10 protein-coding genes and 3 pseudogenes are annotated in these 12,208 nt (G+C 53.6%); 3 read left to right on the top strand and 10 right to left on the bottom strand.

The annotated features are described in order from the left end of the window. Window positions 1-4: 4 nt before the first annotated feature. The 4 genes and pseudogenes from rlmD to A7C91_RS11390 all read right to left on the bottom strand — a co-directional run bounded on the left by rlmD (window position 5) and on the right by A7C91_RS11390 (window position 2,612). Window positions 5-1,264, bottom strand: a complete 1,260-nt coding sequence (rlmD, locus tag A7C91_RS00325; RefSeq protein ID WP_068663892.1) for a 23S rRNA (uracil(1939)-C(5))-methyltransferase RlmD — start codon at window positions 1,262-1,264, stop codon at window positions 5-7. 135 nt (window positions 1,265-1,399) lie between these two features. Continuing rightward, window positions 1,400-2,041, bottom strand: a pseudogene (locus A7C91_RS00320) (aminotransferase class I/II-fold pyridoxal phosphate-dependent enzyme). Continuing rightward, entirely contained in the window at window positions 2,038-2,382 is a 345-nt protein-coding gene (locus A7C91_RS12090; RefSeq protein ID WP_267886257.1) for an aminotransferase class I/II-fold pyridoxal phosphate-dependent enzyme, read from the bottom strand. Before A7C91_RS12090 ends, A7C91_RS00320 begins: the two are co-directional and overlap by 4 nt. Continuing rightward, window positions 2,304-2,612 (bottom strand): hypothetical protein, encoded by a 309-nt coding sequence (locus tag A7C91_RS11390; protein WP_234394406.1) that lies wholly within the window; start codon window positions 2,610-2,612, stop codon window positions 2,304-2,306. The genes A7C91_RS12090 and A7C91_RS11390 overlap by 79 nt, the downstream gene beginning before the upstream one ends. A 74-nt stretch (window positions 2,613-2,686) precedes the next feature. Between A7C91_RS11390 and A7C91_RS00315 the strand changes: the two are divergent. Beyond that, window positions 2,687-3,591, top strand: a pseudogene (locus A7C91_RS00315) (NAD(P)-dependent oxidoreductase). A 115-nt stretch (window positions 3,592-3,706) separates the two neighbouring features. On the opposite strand, the pseudogene A7C91_RS00310 reads toward A7C91_RS00315, so the two are convergent. Then, window positions 3,707-4,416 (bottom strand): annotated as a pseudogene (locus A7C91_RS00310) (DUF72 domain-containing protein). 99 nt (window positions 4,417-4,515) lie between these two features. On the opposite strand from A7C91_RS00310, the gene A7C91_RS00305 reads away from it, so the two are divergent. Continuing rightward, window positions 4,516-6,096 carry a dihydropteroate synthase-like protein gene (locus A7C91_RS00305; protein ID WP_068663890.1) on the top strand — a complete coding sequence of 527 codons (1,581 nt, stop codon included), beginning with the start codon at window positions 4,516-4,518 and terminating at the stop codon, window positions 6,094-6,096. A 27-nt stretch (window positions 6,097-6,123) separates the two neighbouring features. Here A7C91_RS00305 and A7C91_RS00300 read toward each other — a convergent pair whose 3' ends face one another. From A7C91_RS00300 to A7C91_RS00285, 4 genes are read right to left on the bottom strand one after another with little or no spacing between them, the layout of a single operon-like run. Beyond that, complete coding sequence (locus A7C91_RS00300) at window positions 6,124-6,417, bottom strand: DUF3216 domain-containing protein (RefSeq protein WP_068663888.1); 294 nt, start codon at window positions 6,415-6,417, stop codon at window positions 6,124-6,126. Window positions 6,418-6,420: 3 nt separating this feature from the next. Then, a complete protein-coding gene (locus A7C91_RS00295; RefSeq protein ID WP_068663886.1) occupies window positions 6,421-7,179 on the bottom strand; it encodes a YchF/TatD family DNA exonuclease in 759 nt (252 codons plus the stop codon). Then, a complete protein-coding gene (locus A7C91_RS00290) occupies window positions 7,172-7,435 on the bottom strand; it encodes a DUF504 domain-containing protein (protein WP_068663885.1) in 264 nt (87 codons plus the stop codon). The genes A7C91_RS00295 and A7C91_RS00290 overlap by 8 nt, the downstream gene beginning before the upstream one ends. After that, window positions 7,435-8,151 (bottom strand): MBL fold metallo-hydrolase, encoded by a 717-nt coding sequence (locus A7C91_RS00285; RefSeq protein ID WP_068663884.1) that lies wholly within the window; start codon window positions 8,149-8,151, stop codon window positions 7,435-7,437. The genes A7C91_RS00290 and A7C91_RS00285 overlap by 1 nt, the downstream gene beginning before the upstream one ends. Window positions 8,152-8,291: 140 nt before the next feature. Here A7C91_RS00285 and A7C91_RS00280 point away from each other — a divergent pair, with 140 nt between their 5' ends. After that, complete coding sequence (locus A7C91_RS00280) at window positions 8,292-9,344, top strand: M20/M25/M40 family metallo-hydrolase (RefSeq protein ID WP_068663883.1); 1,053 nt, start codon at window positions 8,292-8,294, stop codon at window positions 9,342-9,344. An 80-nt stretch (window positions 9,345-9,424) separates the two neighbouring features. Here A7C91_RS00280 and A7C91_RS00275 read toward each other — a convergent pair whose 3' ends face one another. Beyond that, the gene (locus A7C91_RS00275) at window positions 9,425-12,202 is read right to left on the bottom strand and encodes a DEAD/DEAH box helicase (protein WP_068663882.1); all 2,778 of its coding nucleotides are present in this window, start codon (window positions 12,200-12,202) and stop codon (window positions 9,425-9,427) included. Between the last annotated feature and the right edge of the window lie 6 nt (window positions 12,203-12,208).

The following is a 12,208-nucleotide window of genomic DNA, read 5'->3' as shown; positions in this document are numbered from 1 at the left end:
GCCCCTACTTCTTTTCTAACATTATTACCGCCTCAACGTGCGGCGTATGCGGGAACATATCAGCCAGAACTGCCTCCTCGACTTGGTAGGCCTTCTTTAAGCGGTTCTCGTAGTCCAGCTTGAACGCTCTGGGATTGCAGGAGACGTAAACGATCCCCTCAACGCCGCTTTTAATCAAAAGTTCCGACGCCTCCTTCAGCCCCTTCCTTGGCGGATCAACTATTACAGTGTCGTAATCGCCGATTGGCGTCTCCTCAGCCCGGCCAACTTTGAAGACGGCATCAACCCCATTCATCTCGGCGTTTTTTCTAGCCATCTCCACCGCGAAAGGATTCAGCTCGATGCCCTTTACTGCAAAACCCCTCTTCGCCAGCCAGACGCCAAAGGTTCCGACGCCAGAATAGAGGTCAAGAACTCTTTCCCCATCGGCGAAGCCCTCGACGGCCTTCAGCAGGAGAGCTAAGGCGTAGCTGTTGGTCTGGAAGAAACTGTTCGGATGGATGAGATACACCACGTCATTAATCCTCTCCTGGATGTAAGGTTGGCCATCTATAAGCTCCGGCTCTCCCTTCGGATCGTCCCTCTCATCGGCCTTGAGGCTCCAGTAGATGGAATCTGCGAAAGAGAAGTAGTCACTAAAGGCCTGCAGGACCTTTCTGGTGGGTTGAACGTGGGCTATAAGGTTTACCATAACTTCTTCCGTGAACTTGCCCTCCTTAATCTGGAGATAGTGGACGTCGCCCCTCTTTTTCCGCAGGTCCCAGGGCCTTAGGCTGCTCTCCTCGAGAAAACCTCTGAGGGCATTCAGATACTCGCGCGTCCTCTTCGAGAAGATTGGACACTCCCTGGAATCCACGACGTCGAGCGGGTTTCCGTACTCCTTGAGGCCGATCCCAGGGGCTGTAACGATGAAGTTGCTCACGTTCCTGAAGCCCCAGATTTTGGAAGAGCCCCTTACATCTGCGCTTATCCCTGTTATCCGCTCGAAGAGTTCCGCTTTAAACCTTAGCTGCTCCTTGTACTTCATTCCCTGCCAGAGGCAGCCGCCGCAGCTCCCAAAGTAAGGACATCTTGGGATTTGCCTCAACGGGGAGGGCTCAAGAAGCTCGAAATCAGTGGCGATTCTCCTGCCGAAGCGCCGTTTAGTTCGCTTCACCAAGATGTAATCGCCTGGGTAGGCGAAGGGGACATGGATAGCCCTGCCATTTCTACGGAGGATGCCTAGGCCCTCCTCGGTAAAGTCTTCGACTGTCTCTTTAATCATGTGGTTCGTTAATTGGAGCAGCTTTAATAAAGTTTGCCCGATGCTCACGTTCGGTTAGCAAGAAGTGAAGCTACGTGATGATGTTCCATAAGGGAGGGACAATATGGGACCTCGATTGAAAAAGAAAGTGAAGGGTCAGAACTTCTCGCGGTAGAGCTCCTCAAGCCTCTTTATGCCTTCTTCTATCTCCTCTCGGCTCGACCTTGAGAAGTTTAGCCTTATGGCGTTGCCGCCGCCCTCGCCCGTGTAGATGGGCTCTCCTGGAACGACAATGACTCCTTTCTTTTCCATTAGCTCGCCCGCAAAGGCCATCCCATCGGCTCCCTCAGGCAGGAAGAGCATTACGAACATCCCTGCTATTGGCCTCGTGAACTCAGCGTCGGGCAGGTTCTCTTCAAGGGCGTTCAGCATCGCGTTCCTCTTTTCCTTGTAGCCTGGAAGGCCCTTCTTCAGGGGGTACTCCTCGAAGTAGTCCCTCTTCAGATATTCGAGCGCAATGCACTGGGAAATCGTCGGTGCGCAGAAGTCAACGGGGGACTTCTCCATAAGCACCTTCTTCCCTATTGCGCCTCCGGTTATGAGTCACCCGATCCTGAAGCCCGTCCCCATGACCTTGCTGAGCGTTCCGGCCGCAATTACCCTGCCATCCCTGTCCATTACCTTGAGGGGTGTCGCTTTACCTTTGTAGCGCATGAAGTTGTATGCTGCATCCTCAACGATTAATAGATCGTGCTCGCTTGCTATCTCGAGGAGGACATTTCTCTGCTCCTTGCTCATAGTCGCGCCCATGGGGTTCTGGCCGGTGGGTATGGTGTAGCTGAACCTGACCTTCTCCCCCTGGCTTCGAGCTCCTTGAGCTTCTCCTCCAGGAGGTCAGTTCTCATGCCGTTTTCGTTCATAGGTATTCCCACGATCTTCGCACCCAGCTGCTCGAAGGAGAGGATGCTGTTGATATATCTCGGATTCCCGGTTATGACGATATCCCCCGGGTCAATGAGCACCCTTCCGAGGAGGTCGAGGGCGCCGGTGCCACCTACGGTTATGATGATCTCTCCGGAGGATACTTTGTAGCCCTCGTACTTCTCAAGGAACTTCGAAAGCTCTTCTCTGAGCTCCAGAATCCGTTCGCTGGGGTGTACATTACCGAGACTGGAACGTTTTCGAGAACTTCCTTCGCAAGCTCGCCCAAAACGCTTCTCGGAAGGAGGTTAAGGTCGGGGTCACCTGCTAAGAGGGAAATGAGTTCCCTTTCCTGAGCCCTCAGCTCTGCGGCTTTCTTCATAACGCCAGCAAGGGCAGAGCCCTTAATCCAGTTGGCCTGTCCCGCCAAAAAATTCAAGTCATTCATAGCCATTATCCAATAAGGATATTAGCATTGAGACTTATGTCTAAAGGCATATTTAACGTTTCCAAGTGGTGAAAATGAAGCCAGAGGTCCATATCACAAGGAAAATTCCTGAGAATGGAAAAGGATGTTAAGGGAGCACTTTGAGGCCGAGGTCTTCGATGCCGCCCCAAGGCTCAGGATTGTGGCCAACTACGCGGTAGGTTATGACAACATAGACCTCGAGGAGGCAACTAAAAGGGGAATCTACGTCACAAACACGCCCGACGTTCTTATCAATGCCACCGCAGACATGGCCTGGGTTCTCCTCCTAGCAATGGCAAGGAGACTCGTTGAGGCTGATAAGTTCATCCGCTCCGGCGAGTGGAAGAAGCGCGGTGTTGCCTGACACCCACCGATGTTCCTCGGTTACGACATCTACGGCAAGAGTTGGCTTCGGCAGAATCGGCCGGGCGATAGCGGGGCGCGCTAATGGCTTCAGGATGAGGATACTTTACAAATCCCGCACGAGGAAGCCGGAAGTTGGGAAGGAGCTCGGCTCTGAGTTCAAGCCATTGGACGAGCTCCTGAGGGAGAGTGACTTCGTTGTCCGTGCAGTTCCGCTTACAAAGGAGATCTCTCACATCATAAACGAGAAGCGTCTGAAGCTTATGAAGCCTACCGCGATACTCATCAATATAGCGAGGGAAAGGTTGTCGATACGGAGGCGCTCGTCAAGGCTCTCAAGGAGTGCTGGATTGCTGAAACTGGTTTGGATTTCTTCGAGGAGGAGCCCTATTACAACGAGGAGCTCTTCAGCCTGGATAACGTCGTTTTGGCCCCGTACATCGGTAGCGACACTTACGGAGCTCGCGAGGCCATGGCAGAGCTGGTCGCGAGGAATTTAATAGTCTTCAAGAACGGCGAAGTTCCGCCGACGCTGGTAAATAGAGAAGTTTTAAACGTCAGGAAGCTAGATATGAGTGAGGCTTCTATCCTGTGAAAACCGTAGGGGGGCGATGATGAGCCCCCTTGAGGAGAGCCCCCGAAGGGGCATATGGGACAGGCTGAAACCGCGCTCCATGCGACGGCGTGATGATCTGGACCCGTGCCTGAGCCTAGAGCGTTGCCCTGAAGTGCTTCGAATCGGCGCGCATGTTAGAGTTGTTGAAGTAGACTAAGCTATCTCCTTTGTTCCGTCCAATAACCCTTTCCCTTATTTTTCTCAGCTCCTCATCCGCGTAGGTGTTGCTGTAGACTATCCTACCTTTCTCATAGCGCCCGTGAAGGCGGTGGTAGTTCAAATCGCCGTGGTGGAGCGAAATCCTCACGAGAGTGTCTGTGACATCCATGACATCGAACCCCCTCACAAAGCGCTTTATCCCGTCCTCACTCCGGCCCCCAAGCTCAACGGCTATCTCAAATTCACCTTTGTCAATTCTCGAGAAGAACCTCTCGGCGTTCTCCAAGCTCTCTTCGTTCTCCTTGAAGCTCCTCGGAAGCTGGATAATTATGAAGCGCGCGCCGAGGACTCTGCTTCCCGTAGGGTGAGCCTCCAGAAGTGAAGGACGTCGCTCGTTGGCCTCAGAAGGCCGACATCTTTGCTCGGCCTCACGTTGCTCCTCCAGGTGGGGCTGTTCGGAGGGTGGGTGACTCCCTGAAAGGCCTTCATCGAGAAGATAAACCCTTCCGGCGCTTCCTTCCGCCAGTGTTCTAAGGTCTTCTCTTGGAGAATGAGATAGAAGGTTTGCTGTATCTCCACCGTGTCAAAGTCCCGAAAGTACCTCACCTTTGCCTCGCAGAAGCCGCAGGTTCTCATGTAGATCATGACGTCACCGGAGACAATTTGTCCCGGGAACATTTAGCCCTTTCGTGAAGGCAAAGTTTGTACGAAAGCTCTAAATAGCGGGAACGCCAATCTCCGACCATGAGCCCTCCCGAGCGAATCCTCCTCGTCACCGGCAAGCTCGCCGAACCGCTCGTTCGAAAGTACGGTAAGGGCTGCGACGTTTTCGTTACGCCTGTGAGCGTAGCGGCCTTCCTGACTCCTGAGATGATAGTCGGCTATCTGAAAAAGGCCAAAATCAAAAGCGATGACTATGACCTCATTCTAATTCCTGGCCTTGTGAGGGGTTCCGCTCAGATAATCGAGGAAGAGCTTGACATTCTCACCTTCAAGGGGCCGAGGAACGCGATGGACCTTCCTCCGGTGCTGAAGGCGGTAGGAGAAGGCTTCAAGCTGAGTAAGGAAGTTCCGGCGGATGACCTCTTCTCCTTCGATGCCCTAAAGCGCGTTGAGGACATAATGAACCAGACGAGAAACAAGCGCTACATAGAGAAGGCCCTCAAAAGGCCGTGGAATGTCCTTGTAGGAAACCTGCCCGCGGGGAGGGACTTTCCCACCAGAATCCTCGGCGAGGTCGTCGATGCCCCGAGGCTGGGCGTCGAAGGAACCGTACAAAAGGCCCTCTACTACCTCTGTGAGGGGGCGGATATAATTGATATCGGTATGATCGCGGGCGGGACGAATCTTGACTTCGTCGAGCTCATTCCCGAAATACGCGAGAGGCTGAGGGAGAAAGGTTTCAACGTGCCCGTAAGCTTCGACTCTCTAAACACCGCTGAAATTGAAAGGGCCCTCGACCACGCCGACCTCTTCCTGAGCGTCGATGATAGCAACCTAGAGAGCCTCGTCACCGATAAGCCCGTCGTTCTCATCCCCACCAACCAGGCGAAGGGATATTTTCCAACGAGACCCGTGGAGAGAGTCGAATTCCTTGAAGAGCTTAAGGCCAGGGCTCTTGATCTGGGTTACAGAACGATAATTCCGGACCCAATCTTAGAGCACGTGCCCCACCTGGCGCGCTCGATAACGGCCTTCCAGCTCTACCGTGAGAGAAATCCTAACGACGTTCTCCTTGCCGGCGTTGGAAACGTCGTCGAGCTCTACGATGCCGACAGCATCGGGATGAACGCTTTACTGGCCGGAATCGCAAAGGAGCTTTCGATAAACCTGCTTTTGACCACCGAGACAAGCGCGAAGGCTAGGGGCTCGATAAGGGAGCTGAGGAGAGCTGTGGGCATGAACCTCTTTGAGATGCCAAAGGACCTCGGCTTTGACCTACTCATACTCAAGGAGAAGAGGGGCAATGACTGGCGCTTTGAGCCTGCTAAAGAAATCGTCAATGCCAAGGAGAGGCCAGTTGGGCTCGAGCCCGTTTACTTCCGCATCTGGATTGAAGATGGGAAAATATGGGTGAACACTCACCACGGAACAGAGGCCGTCTTGACCATCGTCGGCGACGAGCCGAACGCGATAATCGACACAATCCTTGAGCGCTTTGAGATAAGCCCAAGGCACGCCTTTTACCTCGGCAGGGAGCTTGAGAAGGCTTACACCGCGCTGAGGCTGAGAAGAAGCTACGTCCAGGAAGTTGAGCTTTTTAAGGACTTCTACCTTCAGAATAATGGGAGTGATGAGTGGAGCTCCCCTGAAGGCTCCCGATGATGAGTACAGCCGGGGTTGATAAAATCCTTAGCCCTCGAAAATTGGCGGCTTTGGCTTTCTGAAGAGGGAGTCGAGCTCTTCCCTCCTTGAGCGAACCCTCTCCAGAAGGCCCAGAACCCTTTTATTCCCTGGATACTTCGCGGTGAGGGTCGTCAGCACTCCCTCGGCGAAGCCCAGAACGGAGACCTCTATGAACTCTTTCCCCTTCTTGCTCACCAGTCCCTCGTTGAGGGCCACGAATGAATCTATTCTCACGATTAGCTCCTTCTCTCCGAGCTCTTTACAGAGCTTCTTGAGTTCCTCAATCTCCGGAACGTTCATCTCTCACACCTCCAGTCCAAAGAACTCAACCGCGTTCTTCTCCGTTATCCTCTCGACTTCCTCGAACTCAATCTCCTTACGCTTTGCCACCTCCTCGATGGCAACCCTTACGTAGCACGGCTTGTTCCTCTGCCCCTTGAGGGGGCTCATGTAAGGAGAATCGGTTTCGACAAGAATCTCCTCGGGTTCGAGAACCCTGGCGGCCTCTCTAACCTCTGGGATGAAGGTTATCCCCGTGTTTATGCCCACCAGGTGGTCGTTTTCCGCGATTTCTCTGGCCAGCTCTGGGCTTCCGGCGAATGAGTGGAAGTAAGCTTTCACGCCATACTTCTGGACAATTTCAAAAGCCTCCTTTTCCGCTTCCCTAGCGTGTATCACCACCGGTAGCTTAAACTCGACCGCCAGCTCAATGAAGTGCTCAAAAATCACCCTCTGGTTCTTCCTCTGCTCCTCGTTTTCCGCGTAGTGGTAGTCGAGGCCTATTTCGCCCACGGCCACGATTTCGTCCTTGTGCTCCCGGATGAAGTCTTCGACTTTCTTCACCTTCTCCCAGTTGCCTCGCCTAGCCTCGTTCGGATGGTAGCCGAGCGTCGGAAAGATGAAGCCAAAGTAAGGCTTTAAAAGTTTCCAGCTCTTCCAGACATGGGTTTTTCTGTACTCGGTGATAGAATCAACCACGGCTTTGAGCTCCTTCCTGCACTCCTCGATTACTTGGGGCGCTTCCTTCTTGTAGAACTCGAAGTGAGCATGGGCGTCAATCACTTTCTCCCCTCCTGCTCTTTCTCGTTTCCCACACGACTTTCCCGTCATTTCTCACTACTCGAAGGATTCTGTGGTATGGTATCTGGGCCTCGCCGACGAAGAAGTAGCCGTGTCCGAGCTCGATGAGCTCGACTGGGATTTTTTTCACATCGCCGTAGGCACCGCGGTGCTCAATGATCACGTAATAGTCTCCCTCATCTTCGCGCGGGTCATACTTTATCTTTGCCAGAACTTCCTTAACGCTACCCTTTCTCATCAGAGCCACCCTAAGATTTCCCTAAGGTTTTCACTCCAGTTCTTTATTACCCAGCCGTGGCCTGGCAAACCGAGGTAAACGTCGAACTCCATGAGCATCTCCAGCGATTCCCAGAGCTCCCATCCGTTGCCCGTTGGCAAATCCGTCCTCCCTACTGTTCCTTCAAAGATTGTGTCTCCCGTGAACATCAGCTTTTCTTCTGGTTCATAGAGACACGCACTTCCCGCGGTGTGGCCCGGCGTGTGGATGAGCCTTAACTCAACCGAGCCTATTCTCAGCTTGTCCCCATCCTTGAGCTTGACCTCTATCTCGCGGGGGTCGTATCTTCGGCCGTAGTAGTGGGAGAGGATGACGTAATCGTCGCCCCTTTCGAGGGTTCTTGCTGTAATTTCATGAGTGGCAAAGATGACCTCGGCACCTTTTTCCTCGAAGTAGCGTTTCAGAGCCAAGTTCCCGCCCACGTGGTCGAAGTGTTCGTGGGTGTTGAAGATGACAACCCTCTCAATTCCCTCGGTGTAGCCCCCGCTCTCCCAAACCTCAGTGTAAACGTGCCAGTTAATCCCGGTTCCGGTATCAACGACCAACGCTTCTCGCCTATCCCTGAGGAGGTATATGTTTGAGTCCCAGCCGATGCCCCTTAGCATGACTGTGTGGGGCGGAATCTCGATGGGTATTACATTTCTCATGCGGAAGTCCTCTATGGGCATCGCTCTCACCTCGAAGGGGCTCCAGGGGGGACCGCGTCCTCATCCGAGGGAGCGAGTCTCGTCGGGAGGGATGAATCTCTTCATCGCCCGCTCAACCTATGTGGGGGATGTTTATAAACCCAACCACAGAGCTTTATTAGGTGACCCAAATGAAAACTGAGAGAGCAAAGGAAATCCTTCTCAACCTCCTCAAAATTCCGTCCCCCTCAGGGAGCGAAGATCGTATAGCCCTTCACCTCATGGAGTTTCTCCACAAGCTCGACTACGATGTCTACATCGAGAGCGATGGGGAGATAATCGACCTCGTCGTCAATCCCAACGCTGAGCTCTTCTACGAGGTCCACATGGACACGATACCGATGAGGGCTGAACCCTTTGTGAGGGGTAACATCGTCTACGGAACCGGCGCGAGCGACATAAAGGGCGGCATAGCTGCTATTCTGCTTATGCTCGAAGAACTTAAGAAAGAGGGTAAGGATCTCAACGTCGGCATTGTCTTCGTCAGCGACGAAGAGCACGGCGGTCGCGGGAGTGCACTCTTTATGGAGCGGTACAGGCCCAAGATGGCCGTTGTGCTTGAGCCCACTGATCTAGAGGTTCACATAGCCCACGCGGGCAGCATAGAGGCCTACTTTGAGGTCGACGGCAAAGAGGCCCACGGAGCCTGCCCTGAGAGCGGAATCAACGCCATAGACCAGACCTTCAAGATGCTTGAGGAGCTCAAGAAGCTCGAACCTTTCAACGCAAAAGGCAAATACTTCGACGCCCACATAGGCCTCCAGGAGCTTACCTGTGATAACCCCTACTACCTTATTCCCGCCCTCTGTCGCGGTCGTGTGGAGGCGCGCCTTCTGCCAGATCAGGAAGTCGAGGACATCCTTGACCTTATGGAGCCAATATTTGAGGAGTACACCCTCAAGTACGAGTACACGGAGATATGGGACGGCTACGAGCTTGAACCCGATGAGGAGATAGTCCAACTGGCTAAGAAGGCTATGGAGGTCACGGAGATAGACGAGTTCGGCGGCATGAGGAGCTGGACGGATGCGATAAACTTTATGTACAACGGGACGAGAACGATAGTCTTTGGCCCCGGCAACCTTGACCTCTCACACACAAAGAACGAGCACATTGATGTCAGGGATGTTGTCACAGCAAGTGAGTTTTTGAAGGCCTTGAATGAGATTTTTGGAAAGAGCTAAGGTTTCCCCCTCTTTTTACTTTCCCTTCGCATTACGGCCTTTATATAACTGGTCCACCAACAGATAATTTGTGGAATCCATTATTCCTCGGACTTCTTCGCTTCCTCCTTTTTTACATCCACCCAGAATCTCCTGGTCCTTATGAACTCCCTCTCGCGCTCCATTAGGGCCACGAGGAGTGTTTCTCCTCGGTACTGACTCAGAAGCCTCACCGCAGTGTCCGGGCCCGTTCCGTAGCTCGCCAAGGCCAGAACTGCGTCGAAGCCGTAGCTCTGAACCAAATCGGCCGCCTTTATGAGCTTTCTGTATGCCTTCTCCTCCTTCGGCTCAAGTTTTCCGCCGTGCCTGACCTTTTTGAGAACTCCTAAGAACTCCTCCGCATCTATTGGATGAGCTACCGCAAGCATTCTTGAGCTGCACTTAGGACACTCCCAGTGCTTAAGCCTCTCCTTCAAGCGGGAAACTTTAGTCTTTGAGCTCCAGCCGCAGTTGGTGCACACAAGAACGACCCCGTGGTCGAGTATCCGGCTCTTGAAAAGCTCAAGTATCTCATCCCTCTCGAGCTCTCCGCCGGTTAAGAACTCCCCTCCAACGCTCACGTTGAGCCTCGCAAGGGTCGAAGGTTCTTTCCTCAGCTCCGTTTTAACGCGTAGACTTCCGGCCTTGAGCATGCTCAGAACGAGTTCACCTCTCTCAATATCAACCTTGTCGTGATATAGTTCGTTCAGGGTTTCCCTCTCGATTACCGTCCCCTCGAAGAGCCTCTCGATTCTTCTGATCTTCGCGTCCCTCCTCAAAGCCCCGAAGCGCTTGGCAACGTTGAGCATCCTCCAGCGGTAGGCGTGCGAATCCCTTAAGACCCTCGCCACTATAAAGGGCAGCGCCTCTGGCTCCTGGTAGAGGTAGCCCTTCACCTCACTCGGATTCAGCTGGAAGGGCGTCTTTATCACTATCGCGTGGGCCTGGCTCCTGACCGAGAAGACCTTTCCGTACCGCATCATGAGGAAGGAGTGCACCAGTCTTCCAAGGGCTTCATTGGTTCTGTTCCCGAAGTCCGCGTGAATTATCAGGGCCTTGGGCGTGCTCTCTACTACGATGTCCCTGTCGGTTGAGAATGGCTCGTCCTTGATTTCCTCAAAGGCCCTTTTGAGCTCCTCCTCGCTGAACTCAACCCCCTCCAGAAGTTCGAGGGCCCGTTTGAAGTCAAAGGCCAGCTCCCTCTTGAGCCTCCCAACATCGAGCGCAACGCCAAAAGGAACAGGAATCATCTCGCCCTCCCAGCTCGGTATCGCGCTTTCCAAGCTTTTGCTCTCGTGCACCTTCAAAAGCCTGGCCCCTTCGTCGATTTTCAGGAGAATCCAGCTCCGCCCGTTCATGACAAACTCCATACCCTCCTCCAGATCCATGACGAAGCTCTCGTCTAAACGGCCTATCACGTGCCCGCTCCCGGCGTCGAAGACCCTCCACGAGATTTCATCGGGAATCGTCGAGAGGTTCTCGTAGTAGTACTGGAAAGCCCCGCGCCTGAGGTAGAGCAGGTTAGTCTCCTCGTCATAACCTACGAGCCTAGCCTCTTCAAGAACGGCCAGAACATCGAGATAATCGCTCCAGCTCAGATTCCTGTAAACGTAAGCTCTCTTTGCTATCTCATAGGGCCTCTCCCGCGGGAGCTTCTTGTACTCAACGAGCAGGCCGACGATGAAGTGTGCCAGAACGTCAAGGCCTCCGATAGGCTCAACTGCCTCGAATCTGCCCTCAAGCGAATGCTTGGCTATGACCAGACTCTGGAGGTAATCTTCCACGTTGGCCGTTATTACATAACCCTCGCTGACCTCGCCTATTCTGTGCCCTGCTCTGCCAACACGCTGGACGAGCCTGTTGACCTGCCTTGGACTCATGTACTGAATAACCACATCCACGTCTCCTATGTCTATTCCCAGCTCCATCGAGGAGGTACAGATTAGGGTCTTTATCTTCCCCTCCTTGAGGGCTTTCTCGGCCTTTATGCGTGCCTCTTTCGAGAGGCTCCCGTGATGGACCTCGACGGGCTTTCCCCAGGCCTTCAGGCGATGGGCGAGTATCTCTGCAAACTGCCTCGTGTTGGTGAAGATGAGCGCCTTACCGTGCCTTTCCACGATTTCCCAGAGCGTTCTGAGGCGTGCAGCGACGTCTGGAGTTAGGCTTAGCTCCTCGGCCAGCTTGAGGTCTTCCTCCCTTGGCTTTGGACAGAGCACGTGGAATCGGTAGAGCTTCTTCCAGCTCGGCTTTACGATTGTCTCGGCACCGAGCCACTCCTTGATTTCCCCCTCGTTGCCCACTGTTGCCGTCATACCTATCCTCTTGAAGTCCGCTATCTCCGCGAGACGCTCCAGGTTGAGCAGTAGCTGGGCTCCCCTCTTGTTGTCCACCAGCTCGGCTATCTCGTCCACGATGATGAACTTGACGTTCTCCAGGGCTTTTCGGAGTGATTTTACCGTTAGAATAACGCCAAGAGTCTCTGGAGTTATGATGAGCATCTGCGGCGGGTTCTTCGTCTGTTTGGCCTTTTTGTAGGCAGAAGTGTCCCCGTGCCTAACTTCGACACTTATGCCGAGCTTTGCCCCCCACCATTCGAGCCTTTCGAGCAGGTCCCTATTGAGGGCCTTGAGGGGAGCGATGTAGAGGGCGGAGATTGGCTTGAGGACTTCCTCAAGGATCGCGTTGAAGACGGGCAGAACGGCTGCCTCAGTCTTTCCTGAGCCTGTTGGTGCTATGATTAAAACGCTCTTTTCCGCGCTAACCTCTTTAAAAGACTTCATCTGGAGCTCGTTGAGCCTTCCAAAGCGCTCCCTTATGACCTTCTTGAGGAGGGGGTGCATGGTGGA

The organism is Thermococcus piezophilus (genome assembly GCF_001647085.1).
GTDB lineage: Archaea > Methanobacteriota_B > Thermococci > Thermococcales > Thermococcaceae > Thermococcus > Thermococcus piezophilus.
Note: the sequence above shows the minus strand (reverse complement) of the source record. Positions and strands in the feature narration are given on the sequence as shown.

Coding starts and splice junctions, on each gene's coding strand:
- rlmD (WP_068663892.1), bottom strand. CDS start 1,264: ATGATTAAAGAGACAGTCGAAGACTTTACCGAGGAGGGCCTAGGCATC.
- A7C91_RS11390 (WP_234394406.1), bottom strand. CDS start 2,612: ATGAATGACTTGAATTTTTTGGCGGGACAGGCCAACTGGATTAAGGGC.
- A7C91_RS00305 (WP_068663890.1), top strand. CDS start 4,516: ATGAGCCCTCCCGAGCGAATCCTCCTCGTCACCGGCAAGCTCGCCGAA.
- A7C91_RS00300 (WP_068663888.1), bottom strand. CDS start 6,417: ATGAACGTTCCGGAGATTGAGGAACTCAAGAAGCTCTGTAAAGAGCTC.
- A7C91_RS00290 (WP_068663885.1), bottom strand. CDS start 7,435: ATGAGAAAGGGTAGCGTTAAGGAAGTTCTGGCAAAGATAAAGTATGAC.
- A7C91_RS00280 (WP_068663883.1), top strand. CDS start 8,292: ATGAAAACTGAGAGAGCAAAGGAAATCCTTCTCAACCTCCTCAAAATT.
- A7C91_RS00275 (WP_068663882.1), bottom strand. CDS start 12,202: ATGCACCCCCTCCTCAAGAAGGTCATAAGGGAGCGCTTTGGAAGGCTC.